This is a genomic window from Amycolatopsis sp. NPDC101161 (genome assembly GCF_044768185.1).
Lineage (GTDB): Bacteria > Actinomycetota > Actinomycetes > Mycobacteriales > Pseudonocardiaceae > Amycolatopsis.
Genome location: NZ_JBIWPI010000005.1, coordinates 857,099 through 877,980 on the forward strand (window position 1 = coordinate 857,099; position 20,882 = coordinate 877,980).

At 71.7% G+C, this 20,882-nt stretch carries 22 protein-coding genes; 13 read left to right on the plus strand and 9 right to left on the minus strand.

What is annotated here, in order from left to right; genetic code table 11:
* Positions 1-2: 2 nt before the first annotated feature.
* Entirely contained in the window at positions 3-230 is a 228-nt protein-coding gene (locus ACIRSS_RS37510) for a hypothetical protein (protein WP_400904058.1), read from the minus strand.
* On the opposite strand from ACIRSS_RS37510, the gene ACIRSS_RS37515 reads away from it, so the two are divergent.
* The 3 genes from ACIRSS_RS37515 to ACIRSS_RS37525 are packed head-to-tail and all read left to right on the plus strand — an operon-like array spanning position 172 to position 4,210.
* Positions 172-1,554, plus strand: a complete 1,383-nt coding sequence (locus tag ACIRSS_RS37515) for an ammonium transporter (RefSeq protein ID WP_400903679.1) — start codon at positions 172-174, stop codon at positions 1,552-1,554. The two genes, ACIRSS_RS37510 and ACIRSS_RS37515, sit on opposite strands and share 59 nt — an antisense overlap.
* Positions 1,551-1,889, plus strand: a complete 339-nt coding sequence (locus tag ACIRSS_RS37520; protein ID WP_086855863.1) for a P-II family nitrogen regulator — start codon at positions 1,551-1,553, stop codon at positions 1,887-1,889. Before ACIRSS_RS37515 ends, ACIRSS_RS37520 begins: the two co-directional genes overlap by 4 nt.
* An 11-nt stretch (positions 1,890-1,900) precedes the next feature.
* On the plus strand, positions 1,901-4,210 hold the full coding sequence (locus ACIRSS_RS37525) for a [protein-PII] uridylyltransferase (RefSeq protein WP_400903681.1): 2,310 nt from the start codon (positions 1,901-1,903) through the stop codon (positions 4,208-4,210).
* 217 nt (positions 4,211-4,427) lie between these two features.
* On the opposite strand, the gene ACIRSS_RS37530 is transcribed toward ACIRSS_RS37525, so the two are convergent.
* The 6 genes from ACIRSS_RS37530 to ACIRSS_RS37555 form a co-directional block, all read right to left on the minus strand.
* Entirely contained in the window at positions 4,428-5,759 is a 1,332-nt protein-coding gene (locus ACIRSS_RS37530) for an FAD-dependent oxidoreductase (RefSeq protein WP_400903683.1), read from the minus strand.
* On the minus strand, positions 5,752-6,414 hold the full coding sequence (locus tag ACIRSS_RS37535; RefSeq protein ID WP_400903685.1) for a VC0807 family protein: 663 nt from the start codon (positions 6,412-6,414) through the stop codon (positions 5,752-5,754). The genes ACIRSS_RS37530 and ACIRSS_RS37535 overlap by 8 nt, the downstream gene beginning before the upstream one ends.
* Complete coding sequence (locus ACIRSS_RS37540) at positions 6,411-7,013, minus strand: TetR/AcrR family transcriptional regulator (protein ID WP_400903686.1); 603 nt, start codon at positions 7,011-7,013, stop codon at positions 6,411-6,413. The genes ACIRSS_RS37535 and ACIRSS_RS37540 overlap by 4 nt, the downstream gene beginning before the upstream one ends.
* Before the next feature lie 69 nt (positions 7,014-7,082).
* Positions 7,083-8,387 carry a diguanylate cyclase gene (locus tag ACIRSS_RS37545; RefSeq protein ID WP_400903687.1) on the minus strand — a complete coding sequence of 435 codons (1,305 nt, stop codon included), beginning with the start codon at positions 8,385-8,387 and terminating at the stop codon, positions 7,083-7,085.
* Between the two features lie 658 nt (positions 8,388-9,045).
* Positions 9,046-9,798: a glucose 1-dehydrogenase gene (locus tag ACIRSS_RS37550; RefSeq protein ID WP_400903688.1), complete on the minus strand. Its 753-nt coding sequence runs from the start codon at positions 9,796-9,798 to the stop codon at positions 9,046-9,048.
* A gap of 23 nt (positions 9,799-9,821) precedes the next feature.
* Entirely contained in the window at positions 9,822-10,406 is a 585-nt protein-coding gene (locus ACIRSS_RS37555) for a TetR/AcrR family transcriptional regulator (RefSeq protein WP_400903690.1), read from the minus strand.
* A 121-nt stretch (positions 10,407-10,527) separates the two neighbouring features.
* Between ACIRSS_RS37555 and ACIRSS_RS37560 the strand changes: the two genes are divergently transcribed.
* The gene (locus ACIRSS_RS37560; RefSeq protein ID WP_400903691.1) at positions 10,528-10,887 is read left to right on the plus strand and encodes a hypothetical protein; all 360 of its coding nucleotides are present in this window, start codon (positions 10,528-10,530) and stop codon (positions 10,885-10,887) included.
* 52 nt (positions 10,888-10,939) lie between these two features.
* Complete coding sequence (locus tag ACIRSS_RS37565; protein WP_400903693.1) at positions 10,940-11,812, plus strand: Ku protein; 873 nt, start codon at positions 10,940-10,942, stop codon at positions 11,810-11,812.
* 262 nt (positions 11,813-12,074) lie between these two features.
* On the opposite strand, the gene ACIRSS_RS37570 is transcribed toward ACIRSS_RS37565, so the two are convergent.
* Together ACIRSS_RS37570 and ACIRSS_RS37575 are read right to left on the minus strand one after the other, a co-directional pair.
* Positions 12,075-12,539: a MarR family winged helix-turn-helix transcriptional regulator gene (locus ACIRSS_RS37570; RefSeq protein ID WP_400903694.1), complete on the minus strand. Its 465-nt coding sequence runs from the start codon at positions 12,537-12,539 to the stop codon at positions 12,075-12,077.
* Positions 12,540-12,548: 9 nt separating this feature from the next.
* A complete protein-coding gene (locus ACIRSS_RS37575; protein ID WP_400903696.1) occupies positions 12,549-14,348 on the minus strand; it encodes an ABC transporter ATP-binding protein in 1,800 nt (599 codons plus the stop codon).
* Between the two features lie 183 nt (positions 14,349-14,531).
* On the opposite strand from ACIRSS_RS37575, the gene ffh reads away from it, so the two are divergent.
* The 8 genes from ffh (at position 14,532) to ACIRSS_RS37615 (ending at position 20,879) form a co-directional block, all read left to right on the plus strand.
* Positions 14,532-16,067, plus strand: a complete 1,536-nt coding sequence (gene ffh / locus ACIRSS_RS37580) for a signal recognition particle protein (RefSeq protein ID WP_400903697.1) — start codon at positions 14,532-14,534, stop codon at positions 16,065-16,067.
* The gene (locus ACIRSS_RS37585; RefSeq protein WP_400903699.1) at positions 16,064-17,140 is read left to right on the plus strand and encodes an amidohydrolase family protein; all 1,077 of its coding nucleotides are present in this window, start codon (positions 16,064-16,066) and stop codon (positions 17,138-17,140) included. Before ffh ends, ACIRSS_RS37585 begins: the two co-directional genes overlap by 4 nt.
* Positions 17,141-17,185: 45 nt before the next feature.
* Positions 17,186-17,911 (plus strand): lysostaphin resistance A-like protein, encoded by a 726-nt coding sequence (locus ACIRSS_RS37590; RefSeq protein WP_400903701.1) that lies wholly within the window; start codon positions 17,186-17,188, stop codon positions 17,909-17,911.
* Positions 17,912-18,012: 101 nt separating this feature from the next.
* A complete protein-coding gene (locus ACIRSS_RS37595) occupies positions 18,013-18,804 on the plus strand; it encodes a lysostaphin resistance A-like protein (RefSeq protein ID WP_400903703.1) in 792 nt (263 codons plus the stop codon).
* Positions 18,805-18,963: 159 nt separating this feature from the next.
* Entirely contained in the window at positions 18,964-19,407 is a 444-nt protein-coding gene (gene rpsP, locus ACIRSS_RS37600; protein ID WP_400903705.1) for a 30S ribosomal protein S16, read from the plus strand.
* Positions 19,404-19,643, plus strand: a complete 240-nt coding sequence (locus tag ACIRSS_RS37605) for an RNA-binding protein (RefSeq protein ID WP_003103110.1) — start codon at positions 19,404-19,406, stop codon at positions 19,641-19,643. The genes rpsP and ACIRSS_RS37605 overlap by 4 nt, the downstream gene beginning before the upstream one ends.
* A gap of 22 nt (positions 19,644-19,665) precedes the next feature.
* A complete protein-coding gene (gene rimM / locus ACIRSS_RS37610; RefSeq protein ID WP_400903706.1) occupies positions 19,666-20,178 on the plus strand; it encodes a ribosome maturation factor RimM in 513 nt (170 codons plus the stop codon).
* Positions 20,175-20,879 carry a hypothetical protein gene (locus ACIRSS_RS37615; protein WP_400903708.1) on the plus strand — a complete coding sequence of 235 codons (705 nt, stop codon included), beginning with the start codon at positions 20,175-20,177 and terminating at the stop codon, positions 20,877-20,879. Before rimM ends, ACIRSS_RS37615 begins: the two co-directional genes overlap by 4 nt.
* Positions 20,880-20,882 lie beyond the last annotated feature (3 nt).

A 20,882-nucleotide genomic window follows, 5' to 3' on the forward strand; every position in this document is an offset into this window, starting at 1 on the left:
GGCTATTCGACCACGACGTAAAGCAACCGGACACTCCAGCACACCTCCCGGGAAACCTGGCCGTAACAACCGGGCGCGGACAGTTCACGCGGGCGAAACCTCTCGCGCCGCCCCGTGAAACACCGCGCGCCAAAACTGCCATCGCACAGACCCAGGGCACGGGAGGACGATGTGCTGAACGCAGGAGACACCGCATGGGTATTGGCCAGCGCCGCGCTGGTCATGCTCATGACCCCAGGATTGGCCTTCTTCTACGGCGGCATGGTCCGCGCGAAGAGCGTCCTGAACATGCTGATGATGAACTTCATCGCACTGGCCGTGGTGGGGGTGCTCTGGGCACTCTACGGCTTCTCGATGTCATTCGGCGACGACGCCTTCGGCGGCCTCGTCGGTAACTTCCACTTCGCCGGCTTGGAGAACACCTTCGGGAAGCTCGCCGGCTTCGCGGTCGCCGCGACCGACTCCGCGCCCGCCGTGGCGTGGCCCGGTACGGACGCGCTGCCGGTGCTCGCGTTCGTCATGTTCCAGCTGATGTTCGCGATCATCACGCCCGCGCTGATCTCCGGCGCCATCGCCGACCGCGCGAAGTTCTGGGGCTGGACGCTGTTCGTCGTCATCTGGGTGACGGTCGTGTACTTCCCGGTCGCGCACTGGGTGTTCTCGTTCAACGGCTTCGTCGGCGAGAACGCGGTCGGTGGCTGGATCGCCAACAACCTCAAGGCACTCGACTTCGCCGGTGGTACCGCGGTCCACATCAACGCCGGTGCCGCGGGTCTCGCGCTGGCGATCGTGCTCGGCAAGCGCAAGGGCTGGCCGAAGGACACCGGCCGCCCGCACAACGTGCCGTTCGTCCTGCTCGGCGCGAGCCTGCTGTGGTTCGGCTGGTACGGCTTCAACGCCGGTTCGGCGCTGGCCGCCAACGACCTCGCGGCGGTCGCGTTCACCAACACGACCGTCGCCACCGCGGCCGCCGTCCTCGGATGGCTGATCGTGGAGCAGCTCAAGTTCGGCAAGCCGACCACGCTCGGCGCGGCCTCCGGCGCGGTCGCCGGCCTGGTCGCCATCACCCCGGCGTGTGGTTTCGTGAGCCCGCTCGGGGCCATCGCGATCGGTCTGGTCGCCGGTGTCCTCTGCGCGCTGGCCATCTCGCTCAAGTTCAAGTTCGGCTTCGACGACTCGCTCGACGTCGTGGGCGTCCACCTGGTCGGCGGCATCGTCGGCACCCTGCTGATCGGCTTCTTCGGCACCACGAGCGTCAACGCGCTCGGCGCCAACGGCCTGTTCTACGGCGGTGGGTTCACCCAGCTGGGTCGTCAAGCGGCGGCCGCTGGTGCGGTGCTCGCGTACTCCTTCGTCCTGTCCTTCATCATCGGCTTCGTGATCAAGAAGGCGGGCGGCTTCCGCGTCAGCACCGAGGACGAGGTCACCGGTATCGACGAGGCTCAGCACGCGGAGAGCGCGTACGACTTCACCGGGTTGTCCGGCGGTGGCGCACCGTCCACCATCCCGGTCAAGACCGGCCCGGCCGCGAAACTCGAGGAGAGCAAGGCATGAAGCTCATCACGGCGATTGTCAAGCCGTTCACGCTCGACGACGTCCGCTCCGCGCTGGAGCAGCTGGGCGTGCTGGGCATGACGGTCAGCGAGGTCCAGGGCTACGGCCGCCAGAAGGGCCACACCGAGGTCTACCGCGGCGCCGAGTACTCGGTGGACTTCGTGGCCAAGCTGAAGATCGAGGTCGTCACCGACGACACCAACGTGGAGAAGGTCCTCGAGGCCATCACCACGGCCGCGCACACCGGCAAGATCGGTGACGGCAAGCTGTGGGTGACCCCGGTCGAGACGGTCATCCGGGTACGGACCGGCGAGCGCGGCACGGACGCGCTATAGGCGACCGGGAAATGGCCGACGGGGGCGAACTGGTCAAAGCCACCGAGCGTTTGCTCGAGGGCAGGCACGGGAGGCTGGGGGCGTCCGCACTGCGGGCGGCCCTGGTCGACCTCTACGAGTTCTGGCTGAGCAGGGGAGCCTCGGCGGCCGGCGTCGACACCGCGGAACCGGGTGTCGCGCTGGTCGCCGTGGGCGGGCTCGGTCGCCGGGAGCTGGTGCCGTTCTCCGATCTCGACCTGGTGCTGGTGCACAACGGCAACAGCAACGTCGGCGAGATCGCGGACGCGCTCTGGTATCCCTTGTGGGACGCGAAAGTCGGGCTGGACCACTCTGTCCGCACGCCCGGCGAAGCACTGAAGGTCGCTTCGGAGGACCTTCGCACGGCGATGGGGCTGCTCGACGCCCGGCACCTTTCCGGGGACGCCGAGCTGACCGGCCGGCTGGTTTCGGCGGCGCGCGAACAGTGGCGCCGCACCGCGCGCAAGCAGATCCCGGACATGACGGCGTCGGTCCGGCAGCGCTGGAGCCGCAGCGGCGAGATCGCGCAGTCCGCCGAACCCGACCTCAAGCACGGGCGGGGCGGGCTGCGCGACTTCGCCGTCCTGGAAGCACTGGCCGCGGCGCAACTCACCGCGCGGCCCGGCGAAGAGCTCCTCGAAGCCAAGGAGCTCCTGCTCGACGTCCGCACCGAGCTGCGGCGGGAGATCCGGCGCGAACGGGACATCCTGTCCGCGCCGGAGGCCGAGCTGGTCGCTGCCGAACTCGGCTTCGGTGACCGGTTCAACCTGGCACGCAAGCTGTCCGGCGCGGGGCGCACGATCGCGTACGCCCTCGACGTCGCCCTGCGGTCCACTGTGGAGCCGCCGAAGCAGCGGTTCGGACGGCGGCCGTCGCGCACGCCCCTCGCCGAAGGCGTGGTGCTGCATGGAAACGAGGTCTCGCTGGCGCGTGACGCCGTCCCGGCCAAGGATCCCGCGCTCCTGCTGCGGGTCGCCGCCGCGTCGGCGCGCACGGGCAAGCCGATCGCACTCGGCACGCTCAAGGCGCTCGCGGAGTCGGCGCCCGAGCTGCGGGCGCCGTGGCCGCCCGACGCGCTGAACGCCCTGGTCGAGCTGCTGGGCGCGGGGGAGGGCCTGGTTGACGCCGTCGAGTCGCTCGACCGGACCGGCCTGTGGGCCCGGCTGTTCCCCGAATGGGGCGCGGTCCGCGACCTGCCGCCGCGCTCGCCGGTGCACCAGTGGACCGTCGACCGGCACCTCATCCGCACCTGCGTCGAAGCGGCGAAGCTGACCACGACGGTGCCGCGGCCGGACCTCCTGCTGATCGGCGCGCTGCTGCACGACATCGGCAAGGGCCGCGACGCCGACCACTCCGAGCTGGGCGCCAAGATCTCCGCCCAGGTCGCGATGCGGCTCGGGCTGAGCCCGGCGGACGCCGCGACGGTGTCGGCGGTGGTCCGCCACCACCTGCTGCTGCCGCACACCGCGACGCGCCGCGACATCAGCGAGCCGGAGACGGTCTCGCGGGTGGTGAAGACCCTGGACGGCGACATCGTCCTGGTCGAGCTGCTGCACGCGCTCACCCAGGCCGACTCGCTGGCCACCGGCCCCGGCGTCTGGACGGACTGGAAGGCGCGGCTGCTCGCCCAGCTCGTCACCGGCTGCGAGGAAGTGTTGCGCGGCAAGGGGTTCACCGCACCCGAGCCGATGGACGACGAACAACGCGAGCTCGTCAAGCAAGCCGTCGCTTCGGGCAACGGCGAGATCCGGATCAGCTCCCAGGGCAAGGTGGTCACGGTGCTGCTGGCCGTGCCGGCCCGCGCGGAGCTGCTCGCCCCGGCGGCCGGCGTGCTGGCGCTGAACTCGATGGAAGTGCACTCCGCGGTCCTGCGCGGGCACGACGGCGGCCGCGCCGGGGTGTTCACGGCGTCGCCGAAGTTCGGCTCGCTGCCGGACGCGACGCTGCTGCGCGAGCAGTTCGCCCGCGCGGTCGCCGGCACGCTCCCGCTCACCCAGCGCCTGGCGGCGAAGGAACGCGACTACGGCTCACCGGCGCCGGTCGCGCCGAAGGTCCTCTGGTTCGACGACGAGACGAGCGGCCCCGACACGGTGGTCCTCGAACTGCGCGCCGCCGACCGGATCGGCCTGCTGTTCCGGGTCGCGGGGGCGCTGCGCCGCTGTGACGCGGAGGTCCGCTGGGCGAAGGTGTCGACGCTGGGCGGCGCGGTGGTGGACTCGTTCGCCGTGACGCCCAGGAGCGGCCGCATCGAGCCGGGCTGGCGACGGGAAGTGGAGCAGGCGATCCTGGCCGCGGCCTCCTAGCCGGGCTGCCGCGAGGACGGCTTGCGGTGCGCCCTCCGCTCGCCCCGGTTCGAACCGGGGCGAGCGGAAGCCGGACTGCGGCCCGGCCCGCCGGTGTGCCGACCCGCGCCATGCGCGGCTGGCTGGCGGGTGCCGCGCGGTGTGCCGACCCGAGCCCGGCCGGCCGGCCGGTTCCGCGAGGTGTGCCGACCCGCTGCAAGCCTGACCGGCGGGCCCCTTACACCGGCGCCCCGAGCCAGCGGCGGAGCGCTTCGTCCAGGCCCGGGCCGCCGGACCACGCGATGTACCCGTCGGGCCGGACGAGCCGAGGTGCCGCCCCCTCTCGGCCCTCGACCCGCCCGGCCCAGCCCGCCGGCACCGCCGCGCCCACCAGCACGGCGCGGCCGTCGGTGCTCGCCGGGACATCCGTGGCCCGGCCGCTGATCCCCGGGTACGTCACCCCGAGGCCCGACAGCTCCGCGGCGACCACGCGCCGCGCTTCGGGGACGGCCAGCAGCTCCGTGACGACCTCGCGGACCGCTGCCGCGTCCGGGTCCGGTACGCCGAGGACCGCCTGCGCCCTCGTGCTGACCAGCACGCGCGCCGCGATCGGGTGGCGCTCGTCGTGGTAGCTGTCGAGCAGCCCGGCCGGTGCCGTGCCGTGGACCGTCGCGGCCAGCTTCCAGCCCAGGTTCACCGCGTCCTGCAGGCCCAGGTTGAGGCCCTGGCCGCCGACCGGCAGGTGGACGTGCGCCGCGTCGCCGGCGAACAGCACCCGGCCGTGGCGGTAGCGCTCCAGCTGCCGGGACGCGTCGCCGAACCGCGACGCCCACAGCACGTCGCCCACGCGGATTTCGGGTCCGTGCGCCGCGGTCAGCGCGCGCTGCACCTCGTCGGCCGTGACCGGGGCGTCGCGGCCGAGCCGTTGCTGTTCCTCGCCGAAGACGATCGTGCGGTAGCGGCCTTCGGACAGCGGCAGCAGGTAGCCCGATCCCGACGAGGGCAGGGTCCAGTCGTCGGCCAGGCCGGTGGGCTTGGCGGCCAGCGTGACGTCGGCGGCGACCAGCGAAATCCGCGCCGAGCTGCCGGGAAAGGCCGCGCCGAGCAGCGTCCGGACCGTGCTGTGCCCGCCGTCGGCGGCGACCAGCCAGCCGGCCCGGTGCTCGCGGCCGCCCGCGGTGACCGTGACGCCCTCGTCGTCCTGCGCGACGGCGGTGACGGCCGCGTCGCGCAGAACCGGCGTGCGCAGCCGCGCCTCGATCGCCGCCGCTACGTGCGCCTGCTCCACGCCGAGCTGGTACGGGAAGCACGTCGGCAGGTCGGTGTAGTCGATCGGGACGCCGGAGAAGTGCCCGGCGGGCAGCTTCGCCCGTACGTGTGGCTCGATCGCGGCGAGCAGGCCGCGGTCGGCGAGCACCTCGACCGACCGCGGCTGCAGGCCGAGGGCCTTCGACTGCGTGGCGGGCTCGGCGTCGCGCTCGAGGACCAGCACGTCGACGCCGGCGCGTTCCAGCTCGAACGCGGTCAGCAGACCGGTCGGGCCCGCCCCGGCGACCAGGACGTCAGGCATCGAGGTTCTCCTTGCGGAGGTACCAGACGTGCCAGGCGATCAGCAGGGCCAGCGCGCCGAACCAGGCCACGTTGGTGACCAGCGCGATGAGGTCGATCGGCAGCGTGTAGACGAGCACGATGTGCACCACCGCGCTGCCCAGCAGCACCGCGCCCCAGGCGGCCGTGTTGATCCGCAGGCCGCGCCGGAACCGGGCGTCGGTGTCCCACCGGCCCGCCCACGCCTGCGCCCCTTCGGCGCCGCGCTTGACCTCGGCGATCGTGCGGCCCAGCGTCAGCTGCGCCGGCCGGCCGATGAACACCGAGACCAGCATCCACGCGCCGAACACGCCACCCAGTGCGGCGGTCCAGCCTTCGCGGATCACCAGCGTGCGCGGGTCGTCCGACAGCAGGCCGAGCACGACCGACAGCACCAGCACGCTCAGCGTGACCAGGGCGACGAGGTCGACCTTGCGGGTGCGGGCGATCGTCCACAGCACGTACGGCGCGGCCACCAGGACACCGGCCATCAGTGCCCACCACTGGCTCACGCCGGCGGCGCGCAGGCCGTAGAACAGCGCCATCGGCACGATCACTTCGAACACGACGTTCCGCACGTTGGCGCGGACGACCCGGCGCAGGCCGGCATCGGGTTCGGTCTTCTGCTCGATCATCATGCGGATCCCCCAGCGGATTCGGGTGCGGTCGCCCGCACGTAGAGGTCGGCGAGCTCACGGCCGATGCGCGTGAGCTCGGTGGGTTCCAGCCCGGCCGCGGCCGCCGTGGCGACGACCGCGTCGAGGCCGGCGGTCAAGGCGAGCGCCGTGGTCCGGGCGTCGAGCGGCCCGAACGCGCCGGCCGCCTGCCCGGTGCGGAAGTGCTCTTCGAACAGCGCGAGCCGGCCGTTGACGGCTTCGCTCTGCGAGCCGGCGTTCTTGACGAGGTCGATGAGCGCCCGCACCTCGGTGGGGTGCTCGCCGACGAGGTCGACGTTCGACTCGACGAAGGCGCGCAGCTGAGCGACGTGCCCGACGGCGGCGTCGATGCGCGGCTGCATGAACGCCCCGGTGACCTCTTCGATCTCGGTGACGCACGCCTTGAGCAGGTCTTCCTTGCCCGCGAAGTGGTAGCTGATCATGCCGGTGCTCGACAGGCCGGCGTGCTTCGCGATCCTGCTGAACGACGCCTTGAGGTAGCCGGCTTCGGCGATCACTTCGATCGCCGCCCGCACGATCTGGGCTCGCCGGCCGGACTCGGTGAACGTTCTTGCTCGCATGAGCAAAATTTAGCTCAGTCGAGCAAACCTGACAAGTCGCCTGGTCAGCGTAGGGAAGGAGGGGGTGGATCAGGCGGGGGCGGTGCCGTCGACGACCTGGTTGCGGCCCGCGTCCTTGGCCCGGTACAGGGCCTTGTCCGCGGCCTGCAGCAGCCGGTCGACGGCCGTGCCGCCGTCCGGGTAGGTCGCGACGCCGATCGAGGCCGACAGGCCGCCGATCGCGCGGATGTGGCTGCCGTCCTCGTACTCGACCCGCAGGGACTCGATCGCCGAGCGGATGCGCTCGGCAACGGCCAGGACCGCCGCCGGCCCGATGTCCGGCAGCAAGACGACGAACTCCTCGCCGCCGAAGCGGCCGACCGAGTCGTAGTCGCGGACCGCGCTCTTGATCGTCGCCGCGACCGCGCGCAGCACGGTGTCGCCCGCGAGGTGCCCGTGCTCGTCGTTGATCAGCTTGAAGTAGTCCAGGTCGATCATCAGCACGCCGAACGTGCTGCGCGTGCTGCGCTGGGCGCGGGCCAGTTCGCGCGAGGCGAGCAGGTGCCACCCGGTCGTGTTGAACAGGCCCGTCTTCTCGTCGGTCGTCGCGGCGATCTCCAGCTGCTTGATCAGCACCGCCCGGTGCAGCACCAGCAGCGGCGGCACGATCGCGACGGCGAGGGCGGGCAGCGTCGCCAGCGTCAACGCCGTGAGCAGGCCCAGGCAGAGCGTCGCGACCTCGAGGAGGTTGTCGCCGAGGCCGCCGAAGAACGCCTTGATCGTGCGCTTCGTGATCGTCAGCGCCGGGACGATCGTGATCGCCGCGACCAGGAAGTACGTCACCGCGGACAGGGTGATGGCCGTGACGCCGCGCCAGCCCGCCGTCAGCGCCGTGTACATGTCCGGGATGCCGAGGCGGTTCAGGACGAGCTCGGCGGAGTAGCAGGTGATGACGACGAGCGTGGCGTTCAGCGTGGTCCGGAACGGCGGGACGCGCTTCATCCGCGCGAGGCTGCGCGTCGCCAGGTGGGTGTAGAGCACGACGATCAGGGCCGTGACGAGCGCGGGCGGCAGGAGCAGTACGCCGGCGAACGTCCAGACCGACGTCAGGTTGATGTGCGGGGTGTCGGACACCAGCCGCCGGACGCGTTCGATCTTGCGGCCCAGCTCGGCCTGCAGCACGCCGAGGCACGCGAGGACGGCGAAGACGACCAGATCCCACCCGTGCGTGGGCACGGTCAGGGCGGACCAGACGGTGGCGACGAGCGCCACGGACTCGACGAGGAAGCAGTAGGCGATCAGTGATCCACGCTGTTGCCAGAGGGTCCAGTGAGCAGGATTCAGTGCCCCACGGATCCGGCCCACGCGGGGTTCGGCCGGACGGGCGCCGTCCATACTCAAGGCGGTGCAACTCCCCTGGGTGATCCGACGATCCGCGTCCACTTCACCACATTGGGCGACCGCGATCGACGATTGCCACACGATCGGAGCAGCGAAGGGAGGCCGCCGCCATGCGCAACCGCGAGTCCTGACGCCCCGGCCGATGTCCGCGCTAGGCCGGAAGGAGGCCGTCATGCGCAACCGCGAGTCCTGAGCCGCCACCCCAGTCCCGCCGCTCGAGAGGAGATCTGCCGTGCGCAACCGCGAGTCCTGAGCTGCTGTCGTCCAGTCCCAGCGCGCGAGAGGAGCCGTGCCGTGCGCAACCGCGAGTCGTGAGACCCGACACCCGTCGCTACGCGCGAGAGGAGAGCCCTGTGCGTAACCGCGAGTCCTGAGACCACCCGCCGTCACGCGCGAGAGCGAGAGGAGAGCGCTGTGCGCAACCGCGAGTCCTGAGGCCCGACACCCCGTCGCTACGCGCGAGAGGGGAGCGCCGTGCGCAACCGCGAGTCCTGAACCCGCAGGTCACCCGTCCGCACCCCCCGGAAGGAGCCGCGCCGTGCGCAACCGCGAGTCCTGATCCCGCCGCCACCCAGTCCGTCCCGCACGAGAGGGGATCGTCACCATGCGCAACCGTGAGTCCTGAAGGAACCGCCGGCCCGGGTGGGGCCGCTCAGGCGGTCGCGCCGCCGTCGACCACCAGGTCGTGCCCCACGGTGAAGGCCGCTTCGTCCGAAGCCAGCCACAGCACCGCGGCGGCCACCTCGGCGGTGGCCCCCACCCGGCCCAGCGGGATCGCGCCCTTCACCCGCTCCGCGCGATCGGCGTCCGTCTCGCCGGGGCGCCGCGACATGTCCGTGTCGGTCGCGCCCGGGCTGACCGCGTTGATGCGGATCCCCTCGGCGATGTGGTCGCGCGCCGCCGTGCGGGTCAGCGCGCTCACCGCGGCCTTCGACGCCGCGTAGGCCGCCATGTTCGGCAGCCGGCCGTGCGCGCCGATGTTGGACGCCATGTTCACGATCGCGCCGCCGCCGTGCGCCCGCATGTGCGCGACCTCGTGCTTCAGGCACAGCCAGGTCCCCGTGACGTTCGTGGCCAGCACCGCGCCGAAGCCGTCCTCGTCGAGGTCCGCGGCCGGCGCCGGCGAGCCGAGGATGCCCGCGTTGTTGAACGCGACGTGCAGTCCGCCGTGCCGCGCGACGACCGTCTCGACCAGCCGCGCCACGTCCGCCGAGTCGGTGACGTCGACGGTCACCGCGCTCGCGTCCCCGCCGAGCTCCTTCACCGCGGCCGCCAGCCGCTGCTCGTCGCGCCCGGCGACGACCACCGTCGCGCCCTCCGCGGCGAACGCGCGCGCCGCTTCGCGTCCGATGCCCGAGCCGCCGCCCGTCACCAGGACGACCTTGCCCGCGAACCGTGCCCCCATCGTGCGCCTTCTTTCTGGTCCGATCAGTCTTGAATGAGCCGCATGGCCTGCGAGACGGCCGCGTCCAGCCGGCTCGCGGCGTCCGTGCCTTTGCCGAGGACGCGCAGTCCTTGGAGCACGGTCAGCAGGAACCGCGCCAGCGTCGCCGGGTCGCTGTCGTCCGGCAGTTCGCCTTGGGATCGAGCGCGTTCCAGTGCCATGGTGAGTGCGACCTCGAGGGTGTCCCAGCTGCGTTCCACCAGCCGTGCGACCTCGGGATCGTGGGGGAGCAGCTCGATCGCCGCGTTGACGACGAAGCAGCCCATCCGAGTCTCGTCACCGAGGATTTCGGCCTGGTAGCCGTCAAAAAGCCGGCGTACCGCGGCCACGCCGGAGCCTGGCCCCGACAGCTCGGCCACGACGCGGGCGTCGGTCCGCTCGGCGTACCGCTTCAACGCCGTCATGTAGAAGTCGTGCTTCGTGCCGAAGGTGGCGTACAAGCTCGCCTTCGCGACGCCGACGTGCGTGACGAGGTCGCTGACCGACGTCGCTTCGTAGCCCTGACGCCGGAAGAGCGTGAGCGCGGCGTCGCAGGCTTCGTCGACGTCGAACTCCTTGACCCGGGACATGCTCGGAACCCTACTTCTTTCGAGAACGATCGGTCAAATAAAAGCCCCGCGGAGTGTCGCCGTAGCCGACAGCGGGGGCGGTGGCACCATGGCTGCTCTGACCGGCCGGAGGGGGTGAGTGATGCACGACGTGACGCTGCCGCCGACGGTCGTCGCCACCCACCTGCGCTCCTGTGCCGAGGAGCTCGCCGCGAGCCTGCGCTGCGGCGGCCCGGGCGCCACGACCGCCGAGCTCACCGACGTCGTCGCCCACCTGATCGCCGGTCAGGAGGCCATCTCCCACGCGCTCGCCGGCCTCGCCGCCCGCATCGAGGGCGGCACCGACGCGCTCGCCGCGGCCCCGCCCCTGGACGTCGAAGTCGTCACCGAGGTGCTCCGCGCGGCGGCCATCGCGGCCCGCTGTTCGGCCGAAGCGCTCGACGAGGTCACGCCGTCGTTCGAATGTGTGAGCGAATCCGTCGCGCCTGACACCCGTTTGTAGCTGTCGGCGCGCGAGGTCGTTTGCCTAGCCTGGAGCTGCGGAGGTGGCTCGCATGCGCGCAGTCTGGACGGGCACGATCGGGTTCGGCAGCTACGCCATTCCGGTGAAGGCGTACAGCGCGACGGAGGACCGCGAGATCCCGCTGCACCAGGTCCACGAGGCCGACGGCGGCCGCGTCCGGGTGAAGCGGGTCTGCGAGGTCGACGGCGCCGAGGTGCCGCCCGAGCAGATGGTCCGCGGGTACGCCGTCCCGGGCGGTGACGTCGTGCTGCTGTCGGACCACGAACTCGCGTCGCTGCCGATGCCCGGCCGCACGATCGCGATCCGCGGGTTCGCGCCGCTCGCCGACGTCGACCCGATTTGGTTCGCGAAGAGCTACTACCTCGAGCCGGAGCCGGCGGGCACGAAGCCGTACGTGCTGTTCAGCGAGGCCCTGCAGCAGTCCGGGCGGATCGCGCTGGTCACCGTCGCGCTGCGCCGCCGCGAGACCCTCGGCGCGCTGCGCGTGCGCGACCAGGTGATCGTGCTGGAGACGATGCTCTGGCCGGACGAGGTGCGCGCGCCCGACTTCCCGTTCCGCCACACCGACGTCGACATCCGGCCGGGTGAGCTCCGGCGCGCGGTGAACCTCGTCGAGGAGCTGACCGGCGAGTTCGACCCGGGCCGCTACCCCGACCGTTACCGCGAGGCGTTCCAGGCGTTGGTCCAGGCGAAGATCGACGGCGCGGAGGTCGTCCAGCCGACGGCGGCCGAACAGGCCGAGGGCGTCACGCGGCTGCTGGCGGCCCTGCAGGAGACGGCGTCCGAAGCCGAGGACGCGCGCAACGCGGCCGTGGCGAAGGCGAAAGCCGCCGCGGCGAGGGCGGCGAAGGCGCGTACGACGGCGAAGCGAGCGGCGACGCGCAACCGCACGAAAACGTCTTGAGTATTACTACCCACGGGTAATTGAGGGTTCTCCCACTGCTGGCCGGGGTTCGGGCGCGGCAGACTTCGTCCTGCCAGCGGGTACCGGACCGCCGGCAGGGGGAGAACCGGACGGCCCCTGGGGAGGTGAGCCGTCCGGGGACCAGGGTTCCGGGGCGGGCCGACGGAGGAGCGGCCCGTTCCCGGAACCCGCATCGCACCGCGGGGAGGCGGCGCGAACGCCGAAGCCGCCGTGGAGGGATCGAGGGGTCTCCGCGGCGGCTTTAGGCGTCCGCCACCCGCAACATCAGTTCCGAGGCCAGGCTCAGCAGCTGCCGTTCGGTCGGCGAGAGCGTCGCCTCGATCGCGCCGGCCAGCCACCGCTCGCGCCGGACGCTGTACTCGCGCAGCACCGCCAGCCCGGCCGGCGTGATGCTCACCAGTGAGCGGCGCCCGTCCCGCGGGTCAGGCGTGCGCGTCACGAGCTCGCGCTCGGTCACCCAAGCGAGGATCCGCGTCAGCGACTGCGGCTGCAGCCGTTCCGCCTCGGCCAGCTCGGTCGGCGTGTGCGTGCCCGCCCGGTAGAGCCTGCTCAGCACCGCCAGCACCGCCGGGCCCGGGCCGTTCGGGTCCCGCTCCGCGCGCATCCGCCAGTTCAGCCGTCCGACGCCCTCGCGGACCCGGCGGGCCAGGTCGGCCAGCTCCGGGTCCGCGCTGACCGGGGGTGCGACGTCGGGTTCGGGCTGCATGGCCCCAGGTTAGGCGGTTCCCCGGACCAGCCGGGCATAACGCCCGTCGCGCGCCAGCAGGTCGTCGTGCGTCCCGCGTTCGACGATCCGGCCCTCGTGCAGCACGACGATCTGGTCGGCGTGCTCCACAGTGGACAGCCGGTGCGCGATCGTCAGCGTCGTGCGGCCCGCGGCGAGCCGGTCGAGCTCGGCCTGGACCGAGCGTTCCGTGTGCGTGTCGAGCGCGCTGGTCGCCTCGTCGAGGATGAGCACCGGTGGGTTGCGCAGCAGGATCCGCGCGATCGCCATCCGCTGCTTCTCGCCGCCGGAGAAGCGGTAGCCGCGCTGGCCGACGACGGTGTCGTAGCCCTCCGGCAGCCCGGCGAGGGTGTCGTGGATGTGCGCGGCCTTCGCGGCGGCCTCGATCTCCTCGTCGGTCGCGTCCGGCTTCGCGAACCGCAGGTTCTCGCGGACGGTGTCGTGGAACAGGTACGTCTCCTGCGACACCATCCCGACGCCGGCGGCGAGCGAGGCCAGGGTGACGTCGCGGACGTCGGTGCCGTCGATCGTCACCGAGCCGTCGCTCACCTCGTACAGCCGGGCCACCAGGTAGGCCAGCGTCGTCTTGCCGGAGCCGGTCGAGCCGACGAGCGCCGTCGTGGTCCCGGCCGGGACGTCGAGGTCGATGTCCTGCAGGGTCAGCGGCCCCGCTGTGTCAGATTCGTCGTAGCGGAACGAGACCCCGCGCATCGCGACGTCGCCGCGGCGCACCTCCAGCGTGCCGGCGCCGGGCTTGTCGCTGATCTCCACCGGCAGGTCGAGGACTTCGAAGATGCGCCCGAACAGCGCCTTCGACGTCGCCACGTTCTGCCCGATGGTCTGCATGGCGCTGGCCGGCGCGACCAGCCGGTTGAGCATGCTGGTGAACGCCACGACGGTGCCGAGCGAGATCGGCGCCGCCCCGCCGGCCAGCGCCAGCCCGGCGATCCAGTAGACCAGCGCCGGGATGACGGTCAGGCTCATCGCCCGCGACGCGATCTGCCAGCGGCCGGCCAGCGCGGCCGCGCGTTCGAGGGACGCGATCTCCCGCGACTCGGCGCCGAACCGCTCGCGCATCGCCCGTTCGTTGCCCATCGTCTTGGCGAGCAGCACGCCGGTGACCGACAGGGACTCCTCGACCATCGTCGTCAGCCGGGCCATCCGCCGGGTCCGGCCGCGGGCGAGGTTCCGCCGCTTCTTGCCCAGCCGCAGCGTGAACAGCAGGAACAGCGGGACGACGATCAGCGAGAGCGCCGCGAGCTGCCAGTCGAGCAGGATCAGGGCCACCGTGATGGCGGTCGTCGTCGTCAGGTTCTGCACCATCGACCCGGCAGTGGTGGTGATGACGTTGTCGACGCCGCCGATGTCGTTGAAGACCCGCGAGAGCACTTCGCCGCTCTTCGTCCGGGTGAAGAAGCCGAGCGACATCCGCTGCAGGTGGCCGTAGACCGCCACGCGCAGCTCGTTCATCACGCGCTGCCCGATCGTGTTGGACAGCCCGGTGGTGGCCACGCCCAGCGACGCGCTGCCGACCGCGCAGGCGATCATCCCGCCGGCCAGGAGGCTCAGCAGCAGCGTGTCGCGGTGGGGGAGGGCGTCGTCGAGGATCTCGCGCAGGAGGAACGGCGAGGCGACGCCGAGCCCGGCCTGCACGACGATCAGCGCGAACAGCGCGGCGAGGGGCCGGCGGTGGGCGCGGAAGAGGCCGGCGATCCGCCGGAGGGGTACCGGCTCGTCGGTATCGGCGGCCGGTTCGGCGAGCGACGGCCGGGGTCTGGTCGCAGAGGTCATACACGTATGTTTACTTACCTGTGGAGGGATAGCCAATGAATTTCCGGAAGTACTCGGGAAAGTAGTACTCATACGCTTATGAGGTGCGTGTACCCGTGAGGCCGAGGAGCTGGAGCGACTACCCTCGGGAGGGCCGGCCTCGCCCGGCGCGCCACTCTCGACCCAGCTGGAGCGTGCACACCCGTGTTCGACACCCTGTCCGATCGGCTCACCGCCGCCCTGCAGACGCTCACGCGCAAGGGGAAGCTGTCCGACGCCGACATCGACGCCACCGCGCGCGAGATCCGGATCGCGCTGCTGGAGGCCGACGTCGCCCTCGGCGTGGTCAAGACCTTCATCGCGAAGATCAAGGAGCGGGCGAAGGGCGCCGAGGTCTCCCAGGCCCTCAACCCCGCGCAGCAGGTCATCAAGATCGTCAACGAGGAGCTCGTGGGCATCCTCGGCGGCGAGACGCGCCGGCTGAACCTGGCCAAGAACCCGCCGACCGTGATCATGCTCGCCGGTCTGCAGGGTGCCGGTAAGACGACGCTCGCCGGCAAGCTCGCGCTCTGGCTGAAGAAGCAGGGCCACACGCCGATGCTGGTGGCCTGCGACCTCCAGCGCCCGAACGCCGTCACGCAGCTGCAGGTCGTCGGCGAGCGCGCCGGCGTCGTCACGTTCGCGCCCGAGCCGGGCAACGGCGTCGGCGACCCGGTCGACGTCGCCCGCCGCGCCATCGCCGAGGCCAAGCACGCGCAGCACGACGTCGTCGTCGTCGACACCGCGGGCCGCCTGGGTGTCGACGAAGAGCTGATGAAGCAGGCCGCGGACATCCGCGACGCGGTGAGCCCGGACGAGGTCCTGTTCGTCGTCGACGCGATGATCGGCCAGGACGCCGTGACCACGGCCCAGGCGTTCCAGGACGGCGTCGGCTTCTCCGGCGTCGTGCTCACCAAGCTCGACGGCGACGCCCGCGGTGGTGCCGCGCTGAGCGTCCGCGAGATCACCGGCCAGCCGATCCTCTTCGCCTCCAACGGCGAGAAGCTCGAGGACTTCGACACCTTCCACCCGGACCGGATGGCGTCGCGGATCCTCGGCATGGGTGACGTCCTCACCCTGATCGAGCAGGCCGAGCAGGCCTTCGACCAGAACCAGGCCGAGAAGGCCGCGGCGAAGCTGTCCAGCGGCCAGCTCACCCTGGAGGACTTCCTCGAGCAGATGCTCGCGGTCCGCAAGATGGGCCCGATCGGCAACCTGCTCGGCATGCTCCCGGGCGCCGGCCAGATGAAGGACCAGCTGGCCCAGGTCGACGACAAGCACCTGGACAGGCTGCAGGCGATCATCCGCGGCATGACCCCGGCCGAGCGCGAAGACCCGAAGATGATCAACGGCTCGCGCCGGCTGCGCATCGCGAACGGGTCGGGCGTCACCGTCCGCGAGGTCAACGACCTGGTCAACCGGTTCTTCGAGGCCCGCAAGATGATGGCCCAGATGGCCGGCCGGTTCGGTTTCGGCGGCGGGGGCGGCTCGAAGTCGCGCAAGGGCAAGAAGGGCAAGAAGGGCCGCGGCCCGACGCAGCCCAAGGTCCGCGGCGGCTTCCCCGGCGGCATGCCGATGCTGCCCCCGGGCGGGCAGATGCCGGGCGGCATGCCCGACCTCTCGCAGCTGGGCGGCATGAACGACGTCCCGGGCTTCGACCCGTCGAAGTTCAAGCTCCCGAAGAACCCCAAGGACAATTGAGCACCGCGCTGCACGCTGCCGGGGTGGTCCTGCCCGGCGGCGAGTCCCGCGAACTGTGGATCACCGGCGGCCGGATCTCGTTCGAGCCGGTGCCGGACGCCGAGACGCTGGGCCGGGACGTCTTCCTGGTGCCGGGTCTGGTCGACGCGCATTGCCACCCCGGCATCGGCGTCGGCGGCCCCGTCTCGCTCGAAGAGGCGACCGAGCAGGCGCTCACCGACCGCGCCGCGGGGACGCTGCTGATCCGCGACTGCGGGCTGCCGATCGACGTCCGGCCGCTGCAGGAGCGGGCCGACCTGCCGACGATCATCCGCGCGGGCCGGCACCTGGCGCTGGCCAAGCGCTACATCCCGGGTCTCGGCGTCGAGCTGGAAGATGCCTCGCAGCTGCCGGACGCCGTCGCCGAGCAGGCGCGGGACGGTGACGGCTGGGTCAAGCTCGTCGGCGACTGGATCGACCGCGGCGTGGGCGACCTCGCGCCGCTGTGGCCGGACGACGTCCTGGCCGAAGCCGTCAAGGTCGCGCACGAGAACGGCGCCCGCGTCACCGCCCACGTGTTCGGCGAAGCCGCGCTGCCCGGCCTGATCGCGTCCGGCATCGACTGCCTCGAACACGGCACCGGCCTGAGCGGCGACCAGCTCGCCGAGCTGGCGCGCCACGACGTCGCGCTGGTCCCGACGCTGATCAACATCGAGAACTTCCCGGGCATCGCGGACAAGGCGGGCAAGTACCCGACGTATGCCGCGCACATGCGGGCGCTGCACGCCGGCGTCGGCGAGATGGTCGCGACGGCGATCGAAGCGGGCGTACGCGTCTTCGCGGGCAGCGACGCGGGCGGCATGGTCGAGCACGGCAGGCTCGTCGACGAGATCGAGGCGCTGCACCGCGCGGGCATGACCCGCGAGGCGGCGCTGGCGAGCGCGTCCTGGGCCGCCCGCGACTGGCTCGGCCACCCGGGCATCGCCGACGGCGCGCCCGCCGACCTGCTCGTCTACGCGAGCGATCCGCGCGAGGACCTGGGCGTCCTGCGGCACCCGGAGCACATCGTGCTCGGCGGCGTCGTGTACGCGTGACCCCCGCTGTTTTCCTTGCGGGGTCGGCACTTTAGCGTTGGACCCGTGACGGACGACGACGGCGCACGGCGCGTGCTGGGGGCGCATTGGTGTTTCGTGGCGTTCTTCGCGGGGATCGCCGGCTACTACCTGATCAACCTGATCATCGCCGCGGCGGTCAACCGCAACGTCGGCGAGTTCGACCCCCTCGAGCTGCACGACATCGGCCCGCTGCTGCTCCTGGCGTTCGTGCCCAACCTGCTGCTCGGCCTCGGCCCGGCGGCGGGCTCGTGGCGCTGGGGCGAGGGCCTGCGCGCCGACTTCGGGCTGAAGCCGACCTGGCGCGACGTCCGGATCGGCCTCGCCTGCGGCGCGCTCGCGCTGGTCGTCGGCTACGGGCTCAACCTCGTGCTGATCGCCGTCTACGGCGCCGACGACGCCTCCGACAGCCCGCTGACCGACCTCGCCGACACCTTCGACGGCGACACGGTCTGGCTGGTGCTCGCCGCGGTGATCGTCATCGCGGGCGCGCCGATCACCGAGGAGCTGCTGGTCCGCGGCACGTTGTGGAAGGCGCTGGCGTTCCACCGGATCCCGCCGTGGGTGGTGCTCCTGATCACCTCGGTGGTGTTCGCCCAGCTGCACGGCGAGCCGACGCGCACGATCGCGCTCATCGGCCAGGGCATGGCGATCGGGCTGGCCCGCCACCTGTCCGGCCGGGTGAGCGCCGGGGTGATCGCCCACGCGGCCAACAACCTGCCGCCCGCGGTGCTGCTGTTCGTCGCGCACTGAGTGTTGCGAAGATCGTGGACAGTAGTCGGACGGATACTGTGCGATCACTTTGCGGCCGCTAGGCTCGTCGGCAGGAGCCGAGCGACCGCGGAGGGCCAGGCGTGACCACTTCCCAGCCCCGGGACCCGGCTTCCGACGCGCTGCCGGAACCCGAGGAGCCGGCCGCGTTCCTCGAGCCCGAGCGGCGGCACCGCTGGGGCTTCGGGGCCTTCCTGCTCGTCGAGGCCGTGCTGCTCGCGTCGGCGGCGTTCGTGTCGGTGCTGGTCGGCGACACCGGTCCCGGCCCGCTGCCGATCCGGGTCGTGCTGCTCGGCACCATGCTGCCGACGATGATCGCGGCCGGCGTCGCGGTGCTGATCACCTACCTGCGCGGCAACGGTCCCGTCGCCGACCTGCGGCTGGAGTGGCGCTGGGCCGACGTCCGCACGGGGTTCCGCTACGGCTGCATCGGCCTCGTTTTCACCACCCTCGGCGCGTACCTGTGGACGCAGCTGGTCGGCAACGCCAACGCGACATCGGCGATCAGCGCGCTGGTCGAGGACCGGAAGATGTCCATCTCGGCCGCCGTCGTGATGTTCGTCTACCTCTGGCTGCTCGGCCCGATCTGCGAAGAGATCATCTACCGCGGCCTGCTCTGGGGCGCCGCCGAACAGCTGCAGTGGCGCAGTGAGCGCTGGGGCCGCGTCGCGGCGTTCCTGCTGTCGACGGCGGTGTTCGCGGCCAGCCACCTCGAGCCGCTGCGGACGACGTTGCTGCTGGTCATCGCGGTGCCGATCGGCCTGGCCCGGCTGGTCACCGGCCGGCTGCCGGCCAGTATCGTCGCGCACCAGGTGAACAACTTCCTCCCGGCGCTGACCATCCTGCTCGGGGCGCTCGGGGTGGCCTCTTTCTGAGTGCGCGGGTGCCATCTGGCAGAATGGGTCACTGCCTGCTTCCGCCGGACCCTCTCACCGCGCGAAAGCTCCTGACCTTCGGGTGCCCGCGTCCGTGTCCCCACTCGGCCCGCGTGCGCCCAGCCCAGCACCAGAGAGACTCGAGGAGAACCCACACCCGTGGCCGTCAAGATCAAGCTGCAGCGCCTCGGCAAGATCCGTGCGCCGTACTACCGCATCATCGTCGCCGACGCGCGCACCCGCCGGGACGGCAAGGCCATCGAGACGATCGGCAAGTACCACCCGAAGGAAGAGCCGAGCCTGATCGAGGTCGTCTCCGAGCGCGCCCAGTACTGGCTGGGTGTCGGCGCGCAGCCGACCGAGCCGGTCCAGCGCCTGCTGGAGATCACCGGTGACTGGCAGAAGTTCAAGGGCCTGCCGGGCGCCGAGGGCACCCTGAAGGTGGCCGAGCCGAAGCCGTCCAAGCAGGACCTGTTCAACGCGGCGCTCGCCGCGGCCGGCGAGGAGCCCTCCGGCGAGGCCACCACGCCGAAGAAGAAGTCCGCCCCCAAGAAGGCCGAGGCCGAGAAGGCCGAAGCCGCCGAGGGTGAGAAGGCCGAGTGAGCTTTCTGGCTGACTCCCTCGAGCACCTGGTGCGCGGGATCGTCGACAACCCGGACGAGGTCCGGGTCGAGCTGCTGACCACGCGCCGTGGCCGCACGCTCGAGGTGCACGTGCACCCCGACGACCTCGGCAAGGTGATCGGCCGGGGTGGTCGCACGGCGACCGCCCTGCGCACCGTCATGGGCGGCATCGGTGGCCGCGGCGTCCGCGTGGACGTCGTCGACACCGATCGCTGAGCCTCTTCGGAAAACGGTCAGGATGGACGTCGTAGTCGGCCGCATCGCCAAGGCGCACGGCATCCGCGGGGAACTCGCGGTGGACGTGCGCACGGACTCGCCGGACGAGCGGTTCCGGATCGGCGCGGCCGTGACGACGAAGCTGCGTGACGGCAGCAAGAGGGAACTCACCATCGCAGCCGCCCGCGAACACAGCGGGCGGCTGCTGGTGCGTTTCGAGGAGGTGCTGACGCGCGACGTCGCCGAGACGCTGCGGGGCGCGCTCCTGCTCGCCGACACCGACACGCTGCCGCCCACGTCGGACCCGGACGAGTTCTACGACCACGAGCTGGCCGGCCTGCGGGCCGAGCTGGCCGACGGGACGGTCGTCGGCAAGGTCGTCGAGGTCGTCCACTCGCCCGCGGGCGAGCTGCTGGAACTGGACGTCGACGGCCGCGAGGTGCTGGTCCCGTTCGTCCGGGCGATCGTGCCCACGGTGGACGTCGACGGCGGCCGGGTCGTGCTCGACCCGCCGGAAGGCCTGCTCGACGCATGAGGCGCTGGACGGCCGTTCTCGCGGCACTGCTGATCGTCTCGGTCTTCGCGCCCCCGGCCCAGGCGGCCGGCCCGACCTACGGCGACTTCTCGCTGATGTTCCAGCGCAGCGCGGGCCAGTACGCGCCGCCGGGGGAGAAGGCGTACCAGTGGGCCTGGTCGCCGCAATCGGCGACCGAATCGCAGATCTCCTGGGGTGACCCGGTCACCTGGCCGCCGTCCTACGCGGAGCACTTCGTCCGCGACGGCGACTGGGTGCTGCTCGACGGTTGGGGCGGCAACGGCACCTACTACACCGAACGCGTGACCGGCGAGTCGCTCTGCCGGGGGAGTGCCTGCACGCCGATCCCGTCGCACGGGGGACAGCAGCACTACGTCCGGTGGACCGTGCCGTCCTCGGACTACCGGCTCGTCGCGAACGGGACCGTCACCGAGCAGAGCAGCGGCAGGACGTTCCTCTTCAAGCACGAGCAGACCTGGCACGCGCCGGCGCCGTGCGCGTCCGCCCGGTTCGGTGCGCGGACCTGCATCGCGCAGAGCGAGTCCTGGTGGGACGACAAGGACCTCCCGGCCGGCTCGCCGATCCACGAGACCGAGCGCCGGGACATCCGGATCGCGCAGGGGCTCGGCATGGCCTTCACGATCGACCAGCAGGTCGAATCGCCGTGGCACGCCGAGGCCACCGAGTACTGGAACTGGTGACCG

What these genes read in the sequence shown, in the direction of transcription:
- ACIRSS_RS37550 (WP_400903688.1), bottom strand. Translation starts at nt 9,798, where the DNA reads ATGGGGGCACGGTTCGCGGGCAAGGTCGTCCTGGTGACGGGCGGCGGC.
- ACIRSS_RS37560 (WP_400903691.1), top strand. Translation starts at nt 10,528, where the DNA reads ATGCACGACGTGACGCTGCCGCCGACGGTCGTCGCCACCCACCTGCGC.
- ACIRSS_RS37520 (WP_086855863.1), top strand. Translation starts at nt 1,551, where the DNA reads ATGAAGCTCATCACGGCGATTGTCAAGCCGTTCACGCTCGACGACGTC.
- ACIRSS_RS37565 (WP_400903693.1), top strand. Translation starts at nt 10,940, where the DNA reads ATGCGCGCAGTCTGGACGGGCACGATCGGGTTCGGCAGCTACGCCATT.
- ACIRSS_RS37615 (WP_400903708.1), top strand. Translation starts at nt 20,175, where the DNA reads ATGAGGCGCTGGACGGCCGTTCTCGCGGCACTGCTGATCGTCTCGGTC.
- ACIRSS_RS37570 (WP_400903694.1), bottom strand. Translation starts at nt 12,539, where the DNA reads ATGCAGCCCGAACCCGACGTCGCACCCCCGGTCAGCGCGGACCCGGAG.
- ACIRSS_RS37510 (WP_400904058.1), bottom strand. Translation starts at nt 230, where the DNA reads ATGAGCATGACCAGCGCGGCGCTGGCCAATACCCATGCGGTGTCTCCT.
- ACIRSS_RS37545 (WP_400903687.1), bottom strand. Translation starts at nt 8,387, where the DNA reads ATGGACGGCGCCCGTCCGGCCGAACCCCGCGTGGGCCGGATCCGTGGG.
- ACIRSS_RS37575 (WP_400903696.1), bottom strand. Translation starts at nt 14,348, where the DNA reads ATGACCTCTGCGACCAGACCCCGGCCGTCGCTCGCCGAACCGGCCGCC.
- ACIRSS_RS37535 (WP_400903685.1), bottom strand. Translation starts at nt 6,414, where the DNA reads ATGATGATCGAGCAGAAGACCGAACCCGATGCCGGCCTGCGCCGGGTC.
- ACIRSS_RS37555 (WP_400903690.1), bottom strand. Translation starts at nt 10,406, where the DNA reads ATGTCCCGGGTCAAGGAGTTCGACGTCGACGAAGCCTGCGACGCCGCG.
- ACIRSS_RS37530 (WP_400903683.1), bottom strand. Translation starts at nt 5,759, where the DNA reads ATGCCTGACGTCCTGGTCGCCGGGGCGGGCCCGACCGGTCTGCTGACC.
- rimM (WP_400903706.1), top strand. Translation starts at nt 19,666, where the DNA reads ATGGACGTCGTAGTCGGCCGCATCGCCAAGGCGCACGGCATCCGCGGG.
- ACIRSS_RS37525 (WP_400903681.1), top strand. Translation starts at nt 1,901, where the DNA reads ATGGCCGACGGGGGCGAACTGGTCAAAGCCACCGAGCGTTTGCTCGAG.
- ACIRSS_RS37540 (WP_400903686.1), bottom strand. Translation starts at nt 7,013, where the DNA reads ATGCGAGCAAGAACGTTCACCGAGTCCGGCCGGCGAGCCCAGATCGTG.